Genomic DNA, 20,917 nt, shown 5'->3' on the forward strand with positions numbered 1-20,917 from the left:
AATGTAATAATGATAAATATCATTCTACTACATCAAACTGTTGCAGATGGGGATGCTATCGGAAATGATATTTCTGAAATGTTCCGGATCTTAAAGCAACAGGGATATCAAGTGTCGGTTTACTGTGAACATCAGCATTCAAATGGGGAAATGTGTTTTATTACTTATAATGAATTGTTAGACAAAATCAAGAATCCACACAATTTAATAATATATCACCATAGTATTTATTGGGAAAAAGGGGAGGAGATAATAAAAAAATCATTATGTAATGTGGTTGTTCGTTACCATAATATTACACCAAATTATTTTTTTGAAGAATATAGCAAAAGATATTATGATACTACTACGAAAGGGCGAGAACAAACACGTCGTTTAGCAAGTTATAAAAGATTCAGATGGTTGAGTGATTCACTTTATAATAATAATGAGATTCTTGAATTAGGAGTGGATAAAACACAGACTTGTGTAATTCCACCATTTCATAAGATTGAGCTAGTAAGCCAAATAGAACCGGATTATATTACTCTTGATCTATTATTAAATAGTGATGATATAAATATACTATTTGTTAGTAGGGTAGCACCCAATAAAGGTCATTTAAATATTTGTTATGTTGCTAATAGCTATAAAAAAATATTTGGAGACAATTTCAAAGTATGGGTTGTTGGCGGTTTTGATGATGAATTGAGAAAATATAATGAGAGTATTTTTAGTCTCATTCATCAATTTAATCTTGAGAATAATATTACATTTACTAAAAAAATATCACCAGAAGAACTTAAGTCATATTTTCTGGGGTGTGATATTTTTTTGTGTTTAAGTGAACATGAAGGTTTTGGTGTACCGTTGATTGAATCTCAATATTTTAATTTACCCGTTGTGGCAATAAGTTCATCTGCGGTGGATGAAACACTAGGAGAAAATCAACTTGTGTTTGACAATTTTAATGATGAATTAATTGCATCGGCTATTAACTTAATATCGAATAATAAACAAACCAGGGATTATCTTATATCTAAAGGTAAGGATAACTACAATAATCGTTTTTCGCCGAAATTACTTGAAGAAAAGTTCATTGATTTTATAAAAACAATTGAGGAGACTTCACAATGAAAATAGCAATCGCCTCAGTTCAGGTTCCATTTATTAAAGGTGGAGCAGAGGTTCATGCTCATAATTTATGCAAAGAATTGATAATTAGGGGATATGAGGCAGATGTCGTAACAATTCCATTCAAATGGTACCCAGCTTCCTCTATTGTTGATGGCATGCTAGCAGCCAAGCTATTAGATTTGTCAGAGGTAAATGGAAATAAAATTGATAAGGTGATAGCTCTAAAATTTCCTGCCTACTTATTAGAACACGAAAATAAAGTTGTATGGCTTCTCCATCAACATAGGCAGGCTTACGAATTATGGGGAACACCTTACGGCGATTTAGAAAACATGGAGGATGGGATTAGGGTAAGAGAAATGATAATCAATTCGGATACTTTAGCTTTGAAAGGGAGTTCTAAAGTTTTTGCGAATTCCAAAACTGTAGCTCAAAGATTAAAAGCATATAATAATGTTGATTCAATTCCTTTGTACCATCCTCCATCTAATTATGAAAAATTCTATTGTGACCAATTTGATAATTATATTTTTTACCCTGGTCGTATTGACGAGATAAAGCGGCAACATCTATTAATTGAAGCCCTATCGTTCACCAATACGCCCATTAAAATTTTACTGGCAGGATCTATAGAAAATAAGTACGAAAAAAGGATTAATGATTTATTAACACAACATGACCTTAAAGATCGAGTGAAATTTGTTGGCTTCGTATCTGAAGAAGAAAAGCGAAATCTATATGCAAATGCACTAGCGGTTTATAATGGTCCCTATCAAGAGGATTATGGATACGTTACCTTAGAAGGCTTTTTCTCTGCAAAACCGGTTTTAACTCATTCAGATTCAGGCGGTCCATTAGAATTTGTACAAGATGAACAAAATGGCTTCATTACTGAACCTAGCCCATCCGCCATTGCAAAACGGTTAGACGAACTATATAACAATAAGAATTTGGCGCGTGAAATGGGGAAGAATGGTAGAAAATTGATGGATGACTTAAACATAAATTGGGATTATGTGATAAAGAGGTTGGTAGAATGAGATTGGCATATTTTAGTCCGTTCCCTCCACAAAAAAGTGGAATTGCTGATTATTCTGAATATCTAGTGTCTTATTTATCGAAGCATGCTCATGTCGATTTATGGGTAGACAACATCGAGGTAAGTAATATCATCACGTCCAAGTATAATATATTCAATTATGTTGAGGATCCAACCTTATTAGAAAACTTAAATGAATATGACTCCATAATCTATAACATTGGAAACAATCCCTATTATCATACAAATATGTATGATGTTTTTTTGAGATATAACGGCTTTGTTATTTTGCATGATTTTGTATTATATTACCTTATTACGGGATATTGTTTAGATTACTATTCAAGCAAGGAAATGTATTTAAGAGAATTCTACTATAATTATGGTAATCAAGGAATTGCTTCGGGAACCGAGATATTAAAGAGCAGTACTCCGCCTTTAAGATATAGCTCACCTGAATCGTTTCCATTAAATAAACGTTTGATTGAGCAAGCCAAGGGGATATTCGTACATTCAAATTACACAAAAAAACTCATTATGGAGGTTAACGCAGAGGCTAGCTGTAAGGTTATTGATCAAATTGGACCAACAATTACGAGTAAGCTCAGTAATGAAAACATTCGAAATTTGAGAGAAAAATATGGAGTGAAAGAAAACGAGTTAATCTTGGCCTCCTTTGGATTTGTGTCTGAATCCAAGAGAGTCCATCAGGTTATTAAAGCATTAAATTCAATTAACTGTTCAAACTATAAATATATATTAGTTGGTGAAGGAGACTACATTGATAAATATCTGGATAAGTATCCAAAAGTTAAATCACAAGTGATCAAAACAGGGTTTACAACGATTGAGGAGTTCGACAATCTTATAGAAATTTCAGATATTGTAATAAATTTAAGATATCCATACATGGGGGAGACCTCAGCTAGTTTAATCAGGGCTTTAATTTTTGGTAAGCCTTCAATTGTTTCTGACATAGGATGGTTTTCAGAGCTTCCAGATCGGGCCGTTAAAAAGATTCCTGTTGATAATAACGAAGTTAGTAACCTAAAGGAGTGCATTAGCGAACTTATCCATAACGTTTCAGTTAGAAGTGAATTAGCATCTCAAGCAGAGAAATATGCCGAGGAAAATCTGAATCCGAACAAAATAGCAAACGATATTATAGAATATATGCTCTTAGTGTTAGAAAAAGAAAAAGAAATTGATTTCGCTTTTAAATACTGTGACAAAATTAGCGCTAAATTACTTGATTTTGGCATAGAGGAGAACGATGAACGAATAATTGATCATTATTCACAAACTTTACTTGATATATTAAATATAAGAAAGTGAGATGGGGATCATTAGCGGGATTATCCTTCAGCGAACGTCTGAGAATAAAAATAATAGTAGTGGTTTGGCCGCCCTTATAATTAGAGAAATGAGGCCCAAACAGTGGTCGAAAAATTTCCTTGTTTTTGCGGCACTAATATTTAGTATCGATAAGATTGATGTCTATATGGGATTGAGATCTTTTGTAGGTTTTGTGTGTTTTTGCATTGTATCGAGTTGTGTTTATATCTTCAATGATTTCATGGATCGTGAGGTAGATCGGCTGCACCCTATTAAAAAGGAAAGGCCAATTGCCTCTGGAGCATTAAATCCATATTTTGCACTTATTGTTGGAATTCTAATCCTAGCTTTAGGGTTATCGTCTGCAATTTATGTGAATGGTTTGTTCGGAATTATTATAGGATGCTATTTTTTGATAAATATAGCTTATTCTATAAAAATTAAGCATATTGTTATACTTGATGTAATGACCATAGCACTTGGATTTGTCTTAAGAGCAGTCGGCGGGGCAGTTGTAATTGGGGTTCAAACGACTCCGTGGTTCTTAGTGTGTATCATGCTTTTAGCATTATTTCTTGCCATAAATAAAAGAAGAAATGAACTGATTATTCTTGAGAAAAGCAGCAATCATCATAGGAAAGTCTTAGATAATTACTCAATTCAATTCATAGATCAGATGAATTCACTTGTTACTACTGCTACGGTTGTAAGTTACGCCTTATTTACTTTCACTTCTGGAAGAACAGTACAGTTGATGTGGACCATTCCATTTGTTCTTTACGGTGTATTCCGTTATTTATATTTAATTTATTTGAAAAATGAGGGGGGAAGCCCTGATAAACTCCTATTTAAAGATCGACACTTACTTATTACTGTTGTTTTATATACTATTACAACCATTTTAATATTATTACTATTCGAAAAATAGGAGAGGTTATGAAAGAAACTCTAAGGAATGCAAAAAGTAAACCATTTCTGTTCATTCTCACAGCTTTTTTTACTTTGTTTATAGTGATATATGCTTTGTATTCTAAGCCTGTAATTACGGGAGATGGTCGAGAGTATTTGGGGATGACGATTTCATTTGTTCAACATTTATCTCCCGAATTAAAAGAAAGCGATATTTTAGTCAGAAAAGTAATTGAAAGCAAAAATCAAATAAACTTCCCTGAAAACTCTGAGTATCTTGGCTACTATCAAAGTTTGAAAGGAGAGATGTTCTCTTACCACTTTTGGTTCTATTCTTTATTAAATACTCCTGTTTTTATTGTAATGAAATTATTACATATAAATGAGCTGAAGTCCTTTCAATTAACAAATTGTTTGTTGTATGTTCTATTATGTATCAAAATATTAAACACTAAAGTGTTAACTAATAAAGTGAGGCTATTTTTTTTGATAGCTTCTTTTTTAAGCCCCATTGTCCTATATTTTAAATGGACACACACTGAGGTATATAGTTATGTTTTTTTATTTCTCGGCTTAATAGCCTTCTTAGAACGTAGTAAAAAGATGGCAATGCTTTATGTGTCTCTAGCGGCTCTTCAGAACCCAGCCATCTCAATAGTTGCGATATATTTTTTGGTTCATGAATTGCTACTTATCAGAAAGTCTATTTTCAAAAATAAGGAGATACTAACGAGATACTTACTACTAGGTGTTATTTCTTCTCTAAATATTCTGCCATATTTATTTTATTGGATTCACTTTAGAAAGTTCAGTATGATAACGGCTAGTGGCTATTCTTCTTTGACGTTCTTTTCAACAAAAAAAGTTTGGAGTTTATTTTTTGACTTAAACTATGGACTCATTGTTTATGTTCCAATACTACTGATTTTATTAGTCATTGCTTTGCTCAAAATAGAAAAATTAGCTTGGATATCTTTGGTTATAGTTTTATTGGTGGCGGCAGTAGATGCAACACAATTAAATTGGAATTCTGGCATGATGTATATCAATCGCTATTCAGTATGGTTAATTCCCTTCCTTTTGTTTGGTTGCATACACATGTTAAATAAATACAATACGAGAAAAATATTATCGTTAATTTTAGTACTATGTATAACAACTGGGTTAACAACATTTATCTGCTTCAAAGAGTACGACTATTCGAATTACATGAAATTCAGCCCTATTGCTAAATTCATAATTTCTAAATTTCCAGGAATATACAATCCAGAATACGAAACGTTTATAGAACGCGCTCAAGGTCATGAGGGAATCAGTAAAGATGATTTCCCACTAACTATGGTAAATACTGAGGGAGTTCGCAAAATTCTAGAGATAAATTCTGAAACAAGTGAAATGAGATATGTAAATAGTTCAGCTAATTTTAAGGCAAGTAGAGACATTTTTTATATTTCAAAAATGTATGCCAACAAGGATATTTTTGTTAGTGATATTGAGGCTGCTTTTGGAAGAGGTTGGCATTCATTAGAATCAAATCAAACACATTATCGTTGGACAGATGAAAGTTCTATTCTAAGAATCAAATACGAAAACAGTCATGAAGTAACTTTAGATCTTAAAATGCGAAGTTTTTTTCGTGACAGACATTGCAAAATATTTGTAAATGGTGCTCTTGTGCATGAAGAACTAATTTCTTCTGATCATGATGAGAATATAGCAATTAATGTTTATCTAGCTAAGGGGCTTAATACAATAAAGATAGAATCCACCAACGGAGCTGACAAACCTAGTGAAGTTTTGGGCTCCCTTGATTCAAGAGCTCTTAGTTTCAGTATTAGCTCGTTTAATATTATAAATAAGGGAGTGAACTAAAATTAATCCATCTTATCTTATGGTCGTTATTTCCATAATACTAAGCTCATTAGGACAAATAACCATGAAATTAGGTACTACTAAATTAATAAATTCACAGTTTTCTACTATTTACGAAAAGTTGTTTGTATACTTCACAAATTCATATGTACTTCTCGGTGTCTTCTTATACGGAATATCAGCATTGGTTTGGGTGTTGGCAATAGCCAGATTACCCTTGTCAGTTGCGTATCCAATGGTTGCCCTTGGCTATGTACTTGTTTGCATTAGTTCAGCATTCTTGTTTCATGAAGGATTTAATATGTATAAATTTGCTGGAATTATTTTAATTATTGCAGGGGTTTTGTGTATATCTAGATCATAAATTAATATTACTTGGGGGATCTTCAATGATTTCAATAGTTCCTTTTATAGGATGGCTTTTTTCGGGATGTTTAAAGTTTTTAATTAATTATGTTCGATTCGGTCAAAAGGCAAAAGAAATGGTCGGAAATGGGGGATTTCCGAGCACTCACACAACAATTGTTGTCTCAACCCTAACGGTAATAGGTTTGAAAGATGGGATATATTCTGATTTGTTTGGTCTTGGAGTTTGTGTTTGTGTAATTATAATTATAGACGCTCTAGGAATTAGGAAGGCATTGGGTCACCATGCTAGGAGTATCAATAACTTAAACAAAATATTCAGTGTTGCAGATAAAAATCATAGGGAGAAACAAGGACATACAAAATTGGAGGTTTTAGGAGGCGCAGTCTTTGGAGTATTAATTGGTTGCGCTTATTTTTTAATATTAAATCAGTTTTTCCTTTAAGGGATGCAACAAGATTATGTCGGAAGGTGAGTAATTTTGAACAGATTAAATGATAGTAAGGGATTACGTCTATGTTACTGTTTCATATTTGTACTTACTTATACTTTTGGTCGCTATTTATTATATAATGTTAAGGGGCTTCGGATTGATGGCATTACTTTCATAAGTGGTTTCATAAGTGATATTCTTTTTTGTCTTTTTATTTTAGGGATAGTCTATCTTACTTCTAAAATTCTTAAAATAATTCCATATTTTGTTTTGTTTTTCCTGGTGTTCTTCCATTTAGCTAATATTGAATACATATATGCTATGGATGGATTAATAAACTTACATGATTTTGTTTTCCTAGGAGATAAAGAATTCATCTCAGGTTCCTTAACTCACGTCTCCTTTCCAATTTATAGTTTGGTTTTGTTTGTTACTGCACTAATTGTATTATTAGGCTTGAAGAAACATACTATTACAAGTAAGAAGTTATTTTTTATGTCAGGTATTTTTGGGTTGCTATTTTTTATTTCGCTCACTCTTTTTGGTGATGGATGGCAGAGCAGCAACTTCGTAAGTGCATCCATATCTAATAGTGTTCATTTCAATACTGCTTCTGCAGTTAATTTGAATGAAGTCCCTAACGAGCTTATTGAAGAAGTGACCAAATCAGGAGTAGTAGGCGAAGGGAAACCATTAATTGATTTAGCTAAAAAGAAAAATGTCATCTTGGTAGTAATGGAAGGGATACCAGGAGTTTATTTACCTGAAAACCAGAATTTTTTTGGTATAAAGAATAAAGTAACTCTTGAGAGTTTGCAAGAAATTAAGGATCATTCTATTATCGTACCTAATTTCATGACTCATAATAACCAAACGATAAGAGGGCTTTATTCAATTTTAAGCGGAGAATATCCTAAATTAGATTCATCTACACCAAAAGCCTATGAATATCTTCAGAATGAAAATAGCAAACAAAGAATGCTGCCTAGCGAAATGGGTAAAATTGGATATAATACGGCATATATTCAAGCAGCTCCTTTAGAATTTATGTCGAAGGATAGATTTATGCAAAAAAGTGGATTCAATACTATTATAGGGTCAGAGGGCTTTACCAATAATTATATTCCTTTTGGGTGGGGAGCTGACGATAGAACCTTTTTTGAGCAATCCTTGAACTATATTGATACTATTAATCAAAAAGGAAAACCATGGTTTGTGACGCTTTTAACAGTAGGTACTCACCACCCTTACGCAGTTCCAGATGATTTAGCAGCACAATATAAAGACAGAAAGGATGCAGCAGTTAAATATTTGGATCAATCACTAAAGGAATTCATACAAGGTGTGCAAAACTCTGAATATGCTAAAGATACTGTAGTTGTGTTCACTTCTGATGAATCACATGGAGTTATTACCCAGCCATTTGGATCCAACTGGGGAATATGTTTGGTATATTCTCCCGATATAGAAAAAGAGATTATTAACGAAGATGTATTTGGTCAAAAGGATATACTTAATTCGATTTTAGACTATATAAATCCAGGTGCCGTAAAGAATTCATATGGAAGAAGTATATTTAGGGATTACGTCAAACAAGCACCAATTATATTTGCTTCACATTATAGTGGGGATGTTTATTTTTCACCCGAAAAAGGTAAGGTTATACAACTAAATAATAAAAACCAAATCTATAGAATTGAATCTAATAATGGCCAAATGTTTTCAGAATCTTACAAAAAATATAAAGTTGATGATCAGAAATTAAAAGAACAATTGAATTATTATAAAAAGTACTTCAGTGCGTCATCCATAACTTCAGGTTTAAATATAATTCTTAACAAAAAATTCAATATAAAGCACGGGGAAACTTCAATCCTGGCGGATGGTCAGTTTTTAACATTACCCAAAAACAAATACATTAATATTAGTTTCGATTATGTATTAGAGAATCCCAAGAAGGGCGATAATATTAGATTTCAGATAGAAGATAGAGAGAACATGAATATGCTAAATATTAAGTCAATCGATTATACATCAAGTAGCGGGAAGATCGAGTACAGTTTTTATAATAAGGAGGAAATAACGGGATACAATTTTGTATTGTTTGCAAGAGCATCTTCGAATATGAAAGAAGCACTAACAGTAAACATAAGTAACTTGGTGGTTAATTTTAATGATATGAGAAGTAATAGTGATTCTAGTAATCTTATTAATTCGTTTCCTTCTGACAGGTTGTCTTTGTTAGATAACTTAGTACCTTTAATGGCTACCCAGAATGGGGCTTACATTACTTCAGATGATCATCTGGTGATTAACTCTGCAGACATGAATAGTTATTTGGTGTATGGACCTTATATATCATATCCGGCAGGGAAATATAAACTCATACTGAATATTAAACTAAAAGGTAGTTTTCAACCAAATGACAAATTGTTTAAATTAGAAGTCTCCTATGATTCTGGAAATAAAATTGCTACTGACAGGGATTTCTCAATAAAAGACTTAGTGAAAAATTCAAATGAAACCTTCACTGCTGAGCTTCCATTTGAACTTACTGCAGATACTTCTAACGTTGAGTTTAGGTTAAAGGGAAAGAGGGCATTGGATATGGAGATTATTGATATGAAAACCAATTAGAATCTAGCTGTTAGGGTTTTACGATTCATGATTAAACTATAATGATTTTATGGAGGAAAGAATGAAGGCCATTATCTTAGCAGGTGGCACAGGCTCTCGCCTGTACCCCTTAACAAAGGTAACCAATAAACATCTCCTGCCAGTTGGTAAATACCCAATGATCTTTCATGCAGTCCGAAAACTCTCACAGGCAGGTCTTAATGACATTCTCATCGTAACCGGCAAGGAACATATGGGTGATGTCGTAAATCTTCTGGGCAGCGGGCGTGAGATGGGCGTTTCCTTTACTTATAAAGTTCAGGATGAAGCAGGCGGAATTGCGCAGGCTCTTGCTTTAGCCGAACAATTTGTAGGGAATGACCAGATGGTTGTTATATTAGGAGATAACGTCTTTGAAGACGATATCACTCCCTTCGTGGATAATTTCAGGGTTCAGCAAAAAGGTGCCAAGATTCTTATCCAAGAAGTTGTTGATCCTCATCGTTTTGGGGTTCCTGAACTCGAAGGCAATCGGATCATTTCCATTGAAGAAAAACCGCAGTGTCCTAAAAGTAAGTATGCTGTTACGGGAATATATATGTTTGATCATAAGGTATTTGATATAATTAAAACTTTAAAACCTTCTGCTCGGGGCGAATTGGAAATCACCGACGTCAATAATGCATATATTAAACGTAACGAGCTTACATTCGATATTCTCCAAGGCTGGTGGACTGATGCAGGTACGCACTCGTCTTTAGCTCGTGCGAGTGAATTGGCAAAAGACGTTGTTTTTGGGGATGAATTTGGAAAGTTTAAACTTTAGAAATAGGGAGGAACTCCATTCATGAAAGTCACTCCTTTAAACCTGCAAGGCGCGTGCCTGATTGAACCGGTTGTCCATGGAGATAACCGGGGTTTTTTTATGGAGAGTTACAATGAATCCGTCTTGGAAAAGCAAGGAATCAAATTCAACTTTATTCAAGACAACCAATCTCTTTCGGCTGAACCGGGCGTGATTCGCGGACTACATTATCAGTTGAATCCTAAAGCCCAAACCAAGCTGATCCGCGTCCTCACCGGTGCAATCTACGACGTCATCGTTGACGTCCGCAAAAGCTCGCCTACCTTCGGTAAATGGGTAGGGGTTATTCTGAGCGAACACAATCACAGGCAGCTGCTTGTGCCAAAAGGTTTTGCGCACGGATTTTGTACGCTCGTGCCGAACACCCAAGTATTGTACAAGGTAGATGAATATTATTCCCCAGAGAATGACCGCGGCATATTATGGAATGACCCGGCATTGGGAATCGATTGGCCGACATCCAAACCGATTCTATCGGACAAAGACCAGCGCCATCCGCTGCTGAAGGATGCGGAATTGAATTTTGACTAGGAGGCCGCTTTTTTCATGAAACTTCTCGTTACCGGCGGAGCCGGATTTATTGGCAGTAATTTCGTTTTATACATGCTTCAGCAGCATCCGAATTACAAGATCATTAATGTGGACTCGCTAACGTATGCGGGCAATCTGGAAAACCTGAAATCGATTGAAAATCATCCGAACTATACGTTCTCTAAAACTGATATTACCGACGCCAAGGCGATTGACGCCTTGTTCCAACAAGGCATTGACGTTGTGGTCAACTTTGCTGCCGAATCGCATGTGGATCGCAGCATCTTGGATCCGGAAGTGTTTGTGAAGACGAACGTTTTGGGGACGCAAGTGCTGCTGGACGCAGCCAAAAAATACGGCGTGACGAAGTTCGTTCAAGTATCTACGGACGAGGTGTACGGTACTTTAGGAGAAACCGGCTTGTTTACGGAGGAGACGTCTCTAACGCCAAACAGTCCTTATTCTGCGAGCAAAGCGGGCGGAGATCTCCTTGTGCGCGCTTACCACGAGACTTTTGGTCTGCCGGTGAACATCACCCGCTGCTCTAACAACTACGGGCCGTATCAATTTCCGGAAAAGCTGATTCCGTTGATGATTTCGCGCGCTTTGAACGACCAGGCGCTTCCGATTTATGGGGACGGGCTTAACGTTCGCGATTGGCTGTATGTAGAAGACCACTGCAGCGCCATTGATCTGGTTATTCATAAGGGTCGTATCGGCGAGGTATACAACATTGGAGGCAACAACGAACGGACGAACCTCCACATCGTAAAAACCATTTTGGCGGAGTTGAATAAGCCGGAATCGCTGATTACGTATGTACAGGATCGTCCTGGGCATGACCGCCGCTACGGCATTGACCCGACGAAGATTACGCAGGAGCTTGGATGGAAGCCGAAGCATAACTTCGAAACGGGCATTAAAGAAACGATTCAATGGTATCTGAACAACAAAGAATGGTGGACCCGGATTCAATCTGGTGAATACCAAGACTATTACGCTAAGCAATACGGGGAACGATTGGGCGATTCAGTATGAGAGTCTTAGTTACCGGAGCCTCAGGGCTATTAGGCAAGGATGTAGTCGCTCTTTTTCAACAAAAAGGGCATGAAGTCATGGGGTGCAGCCGCTCCGAGTTGGACATTACGAATTTGGAGCAATGCCAACAAGTGATAGGCGGATTTCAGCCCGATTCTATCATCCATTGTGCCGCTTATACTGCGGTGGATGCCGCCGAGACTGATGTAGACGGAGCCTACAAAGTAAACGCGGTCGGTACAAGAAATGTGGCGGTCGCAGCCGAAAAGATTGGGGCTAAGCTCGTCTACATCAGTACGGATTACGTGTTTAACGGGCGTTCCCCAGTCCCTTACCAGGAATATGACAATACGGATCCGCAAAGCGTATACGGTAAATCCAAAAGAGCCGGTGAGGTTCTTACGCAAAGCCTATCGTCCCGGTACTTCATTGTCCGGACATCTTGGGTTTACGGGCTGCATGGAAATAATTTTGTGAAAACGATGCTTCGTTTGGGTCAAGAGAAACCTCAGCTGTCAGTCGTCAATGACCAAAAGGGCTCTCCTACCTACACGGTTGATCTGGCTCGTTTTCTGGAGGAATTGATCCACACCGAAAAATACGGCATCTACCATGGCTCCAACAGCGGAGATTGCACGTGGTTTGAATTCACCCAAGCAATTTTTGAGGAAGCTCAGAAACTTGGTTTTAAAATTACGGCGCAAGTTGAGCCATGTACCACTGAGCAGTTTCCGCGTCCGGCTCCAAGACCGGCCAACTCCGTCATGGATCACTTGTCGATTCGTACGAATGCACTTACGGATCTAAGACCGTGGCGTGAAGGGCTGATAGATTTTTTGAAACAGCTATATACAGAACAGTCATAGATAAATGAAATCTCCCATTATCGTATGGGGGATTTTTTGTGTATAATACAAGTCATTAGTGAATACGTCCAAGAAGGTGAAGTATGTTGGGCAACAAGGTTTTGGTCATGTTATCTACATATAATGGAGCCAGATATTTAGATGAGCAAATGGAAAGTTTGCTGAAACAAGAAAATGTAAACCTGAACGTTTTGATTCGCGATGATGGATCATCGGATGAGACGGTTTCAATTATTGATCAGTACATAGAGTCTAATCCGTCTCGGATAAGCATGATCCACGGTGAGAATGTCGGGGTTGTGCGGAGTTTTTTTGAATTAGTTACGAGTGCACCGTTGGAATATGACTATTATGCATTCTGTGATCAAGACGATGTTTGGGAAAAACATAAGCTTTCACGAGCTCTTGACATGCTTCAGGATCTACAAGTAGGACCCAATCTGTATTGCTCATCAACGAAAATGGTAGATGAACAACTAACTTTCATTAAAAAGTGGCCTGAAAAACCGGAAAGACCACTTTCGGTTAGCAATTCATTAATCGAAAATGTTTGTGTGGGTTGTACGATGGTCATGAATCGAGAGGCATTTCAGCTAATTAAGGAATACCCGCCCGTTCATATGGATCAAATCATTATGCATGATTGGTGGGTTTATTTGTGTATTTCTGCTTTTGGTCATGTTTTTTTTGATGATAAATCGGCCATCCTCTATCGACAACACGGGGCCAATGTTCTTGGAGGTGCGACTGGGGGATTTGTAGGCAAGTGGACTAAGAGATTTAAAAGATTTATGAATGGGGACAACTACTATATTTTAAGTAAACAGGCCAGAGAATTTTTGTGCACGTTTCAATCTCGGTTGAATGATAAACATGTATCACAAATCCAAATGTTTTTAAAGAGGTTGGAGGGCAATTTGTTTTCTCGAATGGTATATGTCTTGAACTCTCCTTTTTATCGACAATCGAGGATCGACAATCTAGTATATAAGGTGGTTTACACAGCAGGGAAAATTTAGTAAGGAAGAAACCTAGCTCCCCCTCTCATTTCTTCCATATTCCCCCTGCCAATGCTGCCACGATATGCTATAATGGTGTCGATAGATAGAATGAACGAGAACGTATTTTGTCATATAGTCATCTTTACCCGATAAAAATTTGTCAGGATGTGCTTCACATTGGATTTAAGCATTCTCATCGTGAATTACAATACATGTCAGCTTACCACGGACTGTCTTCGCTCGGTGTTTGCCTCGGAGACGGCTTACGAATATGAAGTCATCGTGATCGACAACCATTCCTCGGACGGCTCGGTAGCGTCGATTCGTGAGGAATTTCCAAACGTAACGCTTATCGCGAACACGGAAAATACCGGGTTTGCCAAAGCCAACAACCAGGGGATGGCGGCGGCGAAGGGCCGGTATGTTTTGCTGCTTAACTCGGATACGGTCGTGCAAAAGGAGACGCTGCAGACGATGCTTGCTTTTATGGATGAGCATCCGAAGGTGGGGGCTTCCGGATGCAAGGTCATCTTGCCTGACGGCTCGCTCGACAAAGCCTGCAAACGCGGGTTTCCGACGCCGTCCGCTTCGTTTTATTACGCCTTCGGGTTTTCGAAGCTGTTTCCGGACAAACCGAAATTCAACCAGTACCAGCTGGGCCATCTTGACCCGGATCAGGAGTACCCCGTGGATTGTTTGGTCGGGGCTTTTATGCTGGTGCGGCGGGAGACGATCGAGCAGATCGGCGGGTTGGACGAAACCTTCTTTATGTACGGCGAGGACATCGATTGGTGTTACCGGATCAAGCAAGCGGGCTGGGACATTCATTATTACCCGAAAACGCAAATCGTCCACTACAAAGGCGGAAGCGCCCGCAGGCGCCCGGTACGCATCATTTATGAGTTCCACCGGGCGATGATCGTGTTTCACCGCAAGCATTATCGCAAACGGTACAATATTCTGACGAATGCTCTCATATATCTGGGTGTAGGGCTTAAATTCACGCTGGCTTTGCTGAAAAGCAGGCTGGCTCCGGCCGGGCAGGCACCCGAATCTAAAGAAACGAACATGGAGGTGGGCATGTGATCCGCAAAAATCAGGAATTTTTGACGCAAATGTATATTTTTACGGATTTTGTGTTCATCCAAATTTCTTTTCTTTTAGCCTGGTGGTTGAGGTTCAAAAGCGGATGGATTCCGCACAGCGGTCCTTTGCCGATCGAGACGTACGCCATGTGGAGCTTCATTTACGGGGCGATTGCGGTTCTAGCGGGCATGCTGATTTCCTTATACTCACCGAAGCGCAAAAAACGTTTTGCGGATGAGTTCATCAAAATCATACAGGTACATGCGATTAGCATTTTCGTGCTGCTCAGCTTGATGTTTTTCGTGAAGGAAGTTAATATTTCCCGGTCGTATTTGGCCATCTACATGGTTTTGCTCGTCATGTTTATCCTGGTTTACCGTTACATACTCAAAGCATCATTGAAAGCTATCCGGGAAAAAGGGTACAACCGCCAGTTCGTGCTGATTATCGGCGCGGGTTCGCTGGGCAAAAGATTTTATCAAAATCTCCGCCAGTATCCGGAAATGGGATATGAGGTCGTCGGTTTCCTCGACGATTTTCAGCAATGGGATTCGCTTGACGAGAAGCGGTATCGGCCGATTTTAGGCACGGTAGACGATCTGGAGAAGGTGCTGGAAGAAACACTGATTGACGAAGTGATCATGGCGCTTCCGCTGGATGCGCACTCGAAGTATCCGAAGATCATCAACCTGTGCGAAAAAGCGGGCGTGCGCACGCTGATCATACCCGACTTTTTCGACTATCTCCCGGCAAGGCCGTATTTCGACAATTTTGCGGGGATGCCGATGATCAACGTTCGCGACATTCCGCTCGATTTGGCAGGGAACCGGCTGTTTAAGCGGCTGTTCGATATTGCGTTTTCCTTGTTTGCGATCGTGCTGACTTCACCGCTTATGATTGCGATCGTGATCGGCGTGAAGCTGACGTCGCCGGGTCCGGTTATTTTTAAGCAGGAGCGGGTCGGGCTGAACAGGCGTAATTTCATGATGTACAAATTCCGCTCGATGAAGCAGCTGCCGCCGGGCACCGAAGACACGGGCTGGACGGTCGAAAACGACCCCCGCCGGACGAAGTTCGGTTCCTTCCTGCGCAAAACAAGCTTGGATGAGTTGCCGCAGTTTTTTAACGTGTTGTTCGGGCATATGAGCGTGGTCGGCCCGCGGCCGGAACGTCCGTATTTCGTGGATCAGTTTCGCGAGGAAATCCCGAAATACATGGTGAAGCACCATGTCCGTCCGGGCATTACCGGCTGGGCGCAAAGCAACGGCTTGCGCGGGGACACCTCCATCGAAGAGCGCATCAACCACGACATTTTTTACATTGAAAACTGGTCTCTTTTATTCGATATCAAAATCATTTTCAAAACGATCCGCAACGGATTCGTGAACAAAAATGCATATTAGATTTTGACCGGAATAAACCGGGTGAAAAGCGGCGTGGAGACACGTCGTTTTTTGTGTTTTTACCAAGACGTAGATTAAGAAGAGATAAGGAAAAGGGAAGACCGCAATAAAGAAGAAAGATTCCTGAGGGGGCATACTCACTCTCCGTTTAACCCCCCTCGCTTCCGGGTAATCCTCCAATAACGGCGCACCTCATTCAATACATACCCGATGACAAAGGATGTGAACCGATATGCGAAAATGGGTCGCCCTGCTGCTGCTGGCAGTAACCGCCGTGATCCTGTTTTGGACGCCCCGGGGGAACTCGCAGGAATCGACCGGAGGGTTTACGGATTATAAGGTGGTTTCCCATGCGATGGGAGGCATCCGCGATCATGCATATACAAATTCTTACGAAGCGTTTATCGCCAACTATGAAAAAGGAAACCGGGTGTTCGAAGTGGACCTGCTGCTGACCGAAGACGGCAATCTGGTAGCAAGGCATGAATGGACCCGGGCGATGACCGAACTGCTGCAGCAGGAAGACGAACTCCCGCAGGACCGCCAGGCAGCGCGGTTAACATATGAGGAGTTTAAAAAAAGCAAAATTCTCGGGGGTTACGCCCCGCTGGATTGGAACGATATCATGGATTTGATGGAGCGTTTTCCGGACATTTACATCGTGACCGACACAAAGGAGCAGGATCCGGAAGAGATGAAACGCCAGTTTGCGATGTTGGTTCAGTCGGCGGAAGCGCGGGATCCGCTGCTGCTGCAGCGGGTGGTGCCGCAAATTTATAACCGGCCGATGCTGGCCGAGGTGAAGGACATATACGACTTCCCATCCGTTATCTACACGCTGTATGCGACGGAGGATACGGATGAAGAGGTTGTGGACTTCGTTGCGGAACATGACATCGATGCGGTGACGATCCCGGAACAACGCGTGACCCGTTCCTTTTTGTCGAAGCTGAAAAAAGCCGGGGCGGCCGCTTACGTCAACACCGTCAACGAACCCGCGGATGCCAACAGGCTTAAGCGAATGGGAGCGAACGGCGTGTACTCGGACTTTTTGACCGAAAAAGAGGTCGAATCCGCAAATTGGTTGTATGCGCTGGGAAAATAGAAAAATGGAAGCTGTAAGTCGTCGGCAATCGCCGGCGGCTTTTTGCGTTAAAAGAATCTTTGATTCCCGTGGTTCCTCGTAAAGCGTCTGGATCCGAATCGCAGCCATGGCTCGGCTCGCTCTATGGGGCTGTTTTGGCCGGCTGGAAATTCCATAAAAATGTTCGCATCCTATGCGAACAAGAAATTGACACTACTCCCGTGCTGACATAGACTAGATTTAAGAGAAAAAGTCGTGGAGGAATGACGTTTGAAGCAGATGATCAAACCATGGAGACATGTTTTTAAGCTGGACCCGGACCGGGAGATTGACGATCAGGCGCTGGAAGCGGTGTGCATGTCCGGAACGGATGCCATCATGATCGGCGGTTCGAGCGGCGTGACGTTCGACAATACGGTCGATTTGCTGTCGCGTGTGCGCCGGTATGAGCTCCCATGCGTGCTTGAGGTGTCCAATCTCGAGATGCTTGTGCCCGGTTTCGATTTGTACATGATTCCGATGGTGATGAATACCGCGGATTCGGCGTGGATTACCGGCCAACATAAGCAGGCCATTGAGGAATACGGCTATATGATTCCGTGGGATCTGCTCGTTCCCGAAGGCTACATTATATTGAACCCGGATTCGGCCGTAGCCCGGCTGACCGGAGCGCAGACCGACCTGGACGCGGACGGAGCGGCTGCTTATGCGCAGGTGGCGGACAAGCTGATGTCCCTGCCGATTGTTTACGTCGAGTACAGCGGCAGCTTCGGCGACATGGAAACGGTCCGAAAAATCCACCAGTCGGTTCATGGCGCGAAGGTGTTTTACGGAGGAGGAATCCACGATCCGGAAACCGCCAAGGCCGCTGCGGCCGTCTGCGATACGATCGTCGTCGGCAACGCGGTATATGAAGATCTGGCTCAGGCGCTGCTTACCGTCAAGGCCGTGAAGTAGCTTTTGCCGGATTACAACGATATGAAGGAAGGAGCATGCCTGCATGCAACCGATAGATATACATCAAGCGATTCAAAAATTAAATCCGCAGCAGCGGCAGGCCGTCGAAGCGACGGAAGGGCCGCTGCTCATTTTGGCCGGAGCGGGAAGCGGCAAGACCCGGGTGCTGACGCACCGGATTGCTTACCTGATCGCCACGCGCAAAGCGCCGCCATGGGGCATTTTGGCGATCACGTTTACGAACAAGGCGGCACGGGAGATGCAGGAGCGCGTCACCAGGCTTGTCGGCCATGAAGGCCGCGACATTTGGGTATCGACGTTCCACTCGATGTGCGTGCGCATTCTCCGCAAGGATATCGAACGGATCGGCTTTAATTCGAACTTTACGATTTTGGATTCGACGGACCAGTTGTCTTTGGTGCGGAACTGCATGAAGGACCTGAACCTGGACACGAAAAAATTCGAGCCGAAAGCCATCCTTTCCCTGATAAGCACCGCCAAGAACGAACTGATCACGCCGGCTCAATACGAGCAAAAGGCGGGGGACTACCTGGAAAGCATCGCGGCTAAGGTATACACCATGTACCAGCGCCGCCTGAAAAGCAACAACTCGCTGGATTTCGACGACCTGATCATGGCCACGATCCAGCTGTTTAAAGAAGTGCCCGAAGTTCTTGATTTCTACCAGAAAAAGTTCCAATACATCCACGTCGACGAATACCAGGATACGAACCGGGCGCAGTACATGCTGTGCCGGATGCTGGCCGACGGCCATCACCGCATTTGCGTCGTGGGCGACAGCGACCAGTCGATCTACCGCTGGCGCGGGGCGGATATCAGCAACATCCTCAATTTCGAGGAGGATTATCCGGAAGCCCGCACCATCCTGCTCGAGCAGAATTACCGGTCGACGTCCACCATTTTGAACGCGGCCAACGCAGTCATCAAGCAAAACAGCGGACGCAAGTCGAAAAATCTGTGGACCGATAAAGGCGAAGGCGCTAAGATCAAAATCTACAGAGCCGACTCGGAGCATGATGAAGGGTATTTCGTGACCTCTGAAATCAGCAATAACGTGAAGCAGGGCAAGTCCTATCAGGATCACGCCATTTTGTACCGCACCAACGCCCAATCCCGGGTGATCGAGGAAATTTTGATCAAATCCGATATTCCGTACCAAATCGTGGGCGGCATCAAGTTCTATGACCGCAAAGAGATTAAGGATATCCTCGCTTATCTGCGCCTGATTTCCAATCCCAATGACGACCTCAGCTTGGCGCGTATCATCAACGTGCCGAAGAGAGGCGTCGGCGACACGTCGGTGGCCAAGCTGACCGCGGCCGCTGCCGAACGCGGCGTATCGATATTCCAGGTGCTTGCGGTCGTGGACGATCTCGGGTTTGCTGGCAAGACGCGCAACGCGCTGGTGGAATTTTACGATATGATCGCCGCGCTGAACCAGATGGTGGAGTATTTGTCCGTCACGGAGCTTACCGAAAAAATGTTGGAGATGAGCGAATACCGCGTTGAGATGCAGCGCGAAAACACGATCGAATCACGCTCGCGCCTCGAGAACATCGACGAGTTTCTGTCCGTTACGATGGAATTCGAAAAAAACAACGAAGACAAGTCGCTGGTTTCCTTCCTGACGGATCTGGCGCTCATTGCCGATATCGATTCGATGAACGACGACGATGAGGACCAATCGGATGCGGTCATTCTCATGACGATGCACAGCGCGAAAGGTTTGGAGTTCCCGATCGTGTTTATCGTCGGCATGGAGGAAGGGGTATTCCCGCACAGCCGGGCGTTTTTGGACAACGAGGAATTGGAAGAGGAGCGCCGTTTGGCTTATGTCGGCATCACCCGGGCGGAGCAGCAGCTGTACCTGTCCTGCGCGCAGATGCGGACGCTGTTCGGCCGGACGACGGCGAACCAGCCATCGCGTTTCCTGGATGAAATCCCGGAAGAGCTTAAAGAGGAGACCGGCGTCGCCCGCGACCGGTACCGCCGCGGCGGCAACATTGGCGGCTCGTACGGCAGCCGCGGATTCGGCAGCAGCGGCAGCAATTTCGGGCGCAGCAACCAGACCTCATCGCTCAGCGGTTCAACGGCACGGGCCACCGGAACGTCCAGCAAGGTGACGGTAACGGCTTCAGCGCCGAAACCGGCGGCTACGGGAGACAAGTCCGATCTGACGACGCTGAAGGCCGGCGACAAAGTCGCCCACGGCAAATGGGGCACGGGCACGGTCGTATCGGTCAAAGGCACCGGCAACGATACCGAGCTGCAGATCGCGTTTCCGGCACCTGTCGGCGTGAAACGGCTGCTGGCCGGGTTTGCGCCGATTACGAGAGTGGAAGGCTAGAAGTAGAACTCAACTTCATTAGTTCCGGGCT

18 protein-coding genes are annotated in these 20,917 nt (G+C 41.9%); all 18 read left to right on the plus strand.

What is annotated here, in order from left to right; genetic code table 11:
* Positions 1-9: 9 nt before the first annotated feature.
* The 18 genes from GQY55_RS22445 to pcrA all read left to right on the plus strand — a co-directional run bounded on the left by GQY55_RS22445 (position 10) and on the right by pcrA (position 20,886).
* Complete coding sequence (locus GQY55_RS22445) at positions 10-1,116, plus strand: glycosyltransferase (RefSeq protein ID WP_160044147.1); 1,107 nt, start codon at positions 10-12, stop codon at positions 1,114-1,116.
* Positions 1,113-2,156: a glycosyltransferase family 4 protein gene (locus GQY55_RS22450; protein ID WP_160044148.1), complete on the plus strand. Its 1,044-nt coding sequence runs from the start codon at positions 1,113-1,115 to the stop codon at positions 2,154-2,156. Before GQY55_RS22445 ends, GQY55_RS22450 begins: the two co-directional genes overlap by 4 nt.
* Positions 2,153-3,490 carry a glycosyltransferase family 4 protein gene (locus GQY55_RS22455; RefSeq protein ID WP_160044149.1) on the plus strand — a complete coding sequence of 446 codons (1,338 nt, stop codon included), beginning with the start codon at positions 2,153-2,155 and terminating at the stop codon, positions 3,488-3,490. The genes GQY55_RS22450 and GQY55_RS22455 overlap by 4 nt, the downstream gene beginning before the upstream one ends.
* Before the next feature lies 1 nt (position 3,491).
* On the plus strand, positions 3,492-4,418 hold the full coding sequence (locus GQY55_RS22460) for a decaprenyl-phosphate phosphoribosyltransferase (RefSeq protein ID WP_160044150.1): 927 nt from the start codon (positions 3,492-3,494) through the stop codon (positions 4,416-4,418).
* Positions 4,419-4,426: 8 nt separating this feature from the next.
* Positions 4,427-6,271, plus strand: a complete 1,845-nt coding sequence (locus tag GQY55_RS22465; RefSeq protein WP_160044151.1) for a hypothetical protein — start codon at positions 4,427-4,429, stop codon at positions 6,269-6,271.
* A gap of 64 nt (positions 6,272-6,335) precedes the next feature.
* The gene (locus GQY55_RS22470) at positions 6,336-6,635 is read left to right on the plus strand and encodes an SMR family transporter (RefSeq protein ID WP_236575795.1); all 300 of its coding nucleotides are present in this window, start codon (positions 6,336-6,338) and stop codon (positions 6,633-6,635) included.
* 25 nt (positions 6,636-6,660) lie between these two features.
* A complete protein-coding gene (locus tag GQY55_RS22475) occupies positions 6,661-7,083 on the plus strand; it encodes a divergent PAP2 family protein (RefSeq protein WP_160044153.1) in 423 nt (140 codons plus the stop codon).
* 36 nt (positions 7,084-7,119) lie between these two features.
* The gene (locus tag GQY55_RS22480) at positions 7,120-9,708 is read left to right on the plus strand and encodes an LTA synthase family protein (RefSeq protein WP_160044154.1); all 2,589 of its coding nucleotides are present in this window, start codon (positions 7,120-7,122) and stop codon (positions 9,706-9,708) included.
* Between the two features lie 61 nt (positions 9,709-9,769).
* Positions 9,770-10,513 carry a sugar phosphate nucleotidyltransferase gene (locus GQY55_RS22485; RefSeq protein WP_160044155.1) on the plus strand — a complete coding sequence of 248 codons (744 nt, stop codon included), beginning with the start codon at positions 9,770-9,772 and terminating at the stop codon, positions 10,511-10,513.
* Positions 10,514-10,534: 21 nt separating this feature from the next.
* Positions 10,535-11,083 (plus strand): dTDP-4-dehydrorhamnose 3,5-epimerase, encoded by a 549-nt coding sequence (rfbC, locus tag GQY55_RS22490; RefSeq protein WP_160044156.1) that lies wholly within the window; start codon positions 10,535-10,537, stop codon positions 11,081-11,083.
* Between the two features lie 15 nt (positions 11,084-11,098).
* Positions 11,099-12,121 (plus strand): dTDP-glucose 4,6-dehydratase, encoded by a 1,023-nt coding sequence (rfbB, locus tag GQY55_RS22495; RefSeq protein WP_160044157.1) that lies wholly within the window; start codon positions 11,099-11,101, stop codon positions 12,119-12,121.
* Complete coding sequence (rfbD, locus tag GQY55_RS22500; protein ID WP_160044158.1) at positions 12,118-12,987, plus strand: dTDP-4-dehydrorhamnose reductase; 870 nt, start codon at positions 12,118-12,120, stop codon at positions 12,985-12,987. Before rfbB ends, rfbD begins: the two co-directional genes overlap by 4 nt.
* A gap of 83 nt (positions 12,988-13,070) precedes the next feature.
* Positions 13,071-14,006, plus strand: coding sequence for a glycosyltransferase family 2 protein (locus GQY55_RS22505; RefSeq protein ID WP_160044159.1), 936 nt, complete (start codon positions 13,071-13,073; stop codon positions 14,004-14,006).
* 159 nt (positions 14,007-14,165) lie between these two features.
* On the plus strand, positions 14,166-15,074 hold the full coding sequence (locus tag GQY55_RS22510) for a glycosyltransferase family 2 protein (protein ID WP_160044160.1): 909 nt from the start codon (positions 14,166-14,168) through the stop codon (positions 15,072-15,074).
* Entirely contained in the window at positions 15,071-16,477 is a 1,407-nt protein-coding gene (locus GQY55_RS22515; RefSeq protein WP_160044161.1) for an undecaprenyl-phosphate glucose phosphotransferase, read from the plus strand. The genes GQY55_RS22510 and GQY55_RS22515 overlap by 4 nt, the downstream gene beginning before the upstream one ends.
* A gap of 232 nt (positions 16,478-16,709) precedes the next feature.
* Positions 16,710-17,582, plus strand: coding sequence for a phosphatidylinositol-specific phospholipase C/glycerophosphodiester phosphodiesterase family protein (locus tag GQY55_RS22520; RefSeq protein WP_160044162.1), 873 nt, complete (start codon positions 16,710-16,712; stop codon positions 17,580-17,582).
* A 258-nt stretch (positions 17,583-17,840) separates the two neighbouring features.
* Positions 17,841-18,518: a heptaprenylglyceryl phosphate synthase gene (locus tag GQY55_RS22525; protein WP_442953642.1), complete on the plus strand. Its 678-nt coding sequence runs from the start codon at positions 17,841-17,843 to the stop codon at positions 18,516-18,518.
* A gap of 43 nt (positions 18,519-18,561) precedes the next feature.
* Positions 18,562-20,886 (plus strand): DNA helicase PcrA, encoded by a 2,325-nt coding sequence (gene pcrA, locus GQY55_RS22530; RefSeq protein WP_160044164.1) that lies wholly within the window; start codon positions 18,562-18,564, stop codon positions 20,884-20,886.
* Positions 20,887-20,917: the final 31 nt, after the last annotated feature.

Origin of the sequence: Paenibacillus sp. USDA918EY, assembly GCF_009870825.1 — a bacterium.
GTDB lineage: Bacteria > Bacillota > Bacilli > Paenibacillales > Paenibacillaceae > Paenibacillus_AQ > Paenibacillus_AQ albilobatus.

Coding starts and splice junctions, on each gene's coding strand:
- GQY55_RS22445 (WP_160044147.1), top strand. CDS start 10: ATGATAAATATCATTCTACTACATCAAACTGTTGCAGATGGGGATGCT.
- GQY55_RS22450 (WP_160044148.1), top strand. CDS start 1,113: ATGAAAATAGCAATCGCCTCAGTTCAGGTTCCATTTATTAAAGGTGGA.
- GQY55_RS22455 (WP_160044149.1), top strand. CDS start 2,153: ATGAGATTGGCATATTTTAGTCCGTTCCCTCCACAAAAAAGTGGAATT.
- GQY55_RS22460 (WP_160044150.1), top strand. CDS start 3,492: ATGGGGATCATTAGCGGGATTATCCTTCAGCGAACGTCTGAGAATAAA.
- GQY55_RS22465 (WP_160044151.1), top strand. CDS start 4,427: ATGAAAGAAACTCTAAGGAATGCAAAAAGTAAACCATTTCTGTTCATT.
- GQY55_RS22470 (WP_236575795.1), top strand. CDS start 6,336: ATGAAATTAGGTACTACTAAATTAATAAATTCACAGTTTTCTACTATT.
- GQY55_RS22475 (WP_160044153.1), top strand. CDS start 6,661: ATGATTTCAATAGTTCCTTTTATAGGATGGCTTTTTTCGGGATGTTTA.
- GQY55_RS22485 (WP_160044155.1), top strand. CDS start 9,770: ATGAAGGCCATTATCTTAGCAGGTGGCACAGGCTCTCGCCTGTACCCC.
- rfbC (WP_160044156.1), top strand. CDS start 10,535: ATGAAAGTCACTCCTTTAAACCTGCAAGGCGCGTGCCTGATTGAACCG.
- rfbB (WP_160044157.1), top strand. CDS start 11,099: ATGAAACTTCTCGTTACCGGCGGAGCCGGATTTATTGGCAGTAATTTC.
- rfbD (WP_160044158.1), top strand. CDS start 12,118: ATGAGAGTCTTAGTTACCGGAGCCTCAGGGCTATTAGGCAAGGATGTA.
- GQY55_RS22505 (WP_160044159.1), top strand. CDS start 13,071: ATGTTGGGCAACAAGGTTTTGGTCATGTTATCTACATATAATGGAGCC.
- GQY55_RS22520 (WP_160044162.1), top strand. CDS start 16,710: ATGCGAAAATGGGTCGCCCTGCTGCTGCTGGCAGTAACCGCCGTGATC.
- GQY55_RS22525 (WP_442953642.1), top strand. CDS start 17,841: ATGATCAAACCATGGAGACATGTTTTTAAGCTGGACCCGGACCGGGAG.
- pcrA (WP_160044164.1), top strand. CDS start 18,562: ATGCAACCGATAGATATACATCAAGCGATTCAAAAATTAAATCCGCAG.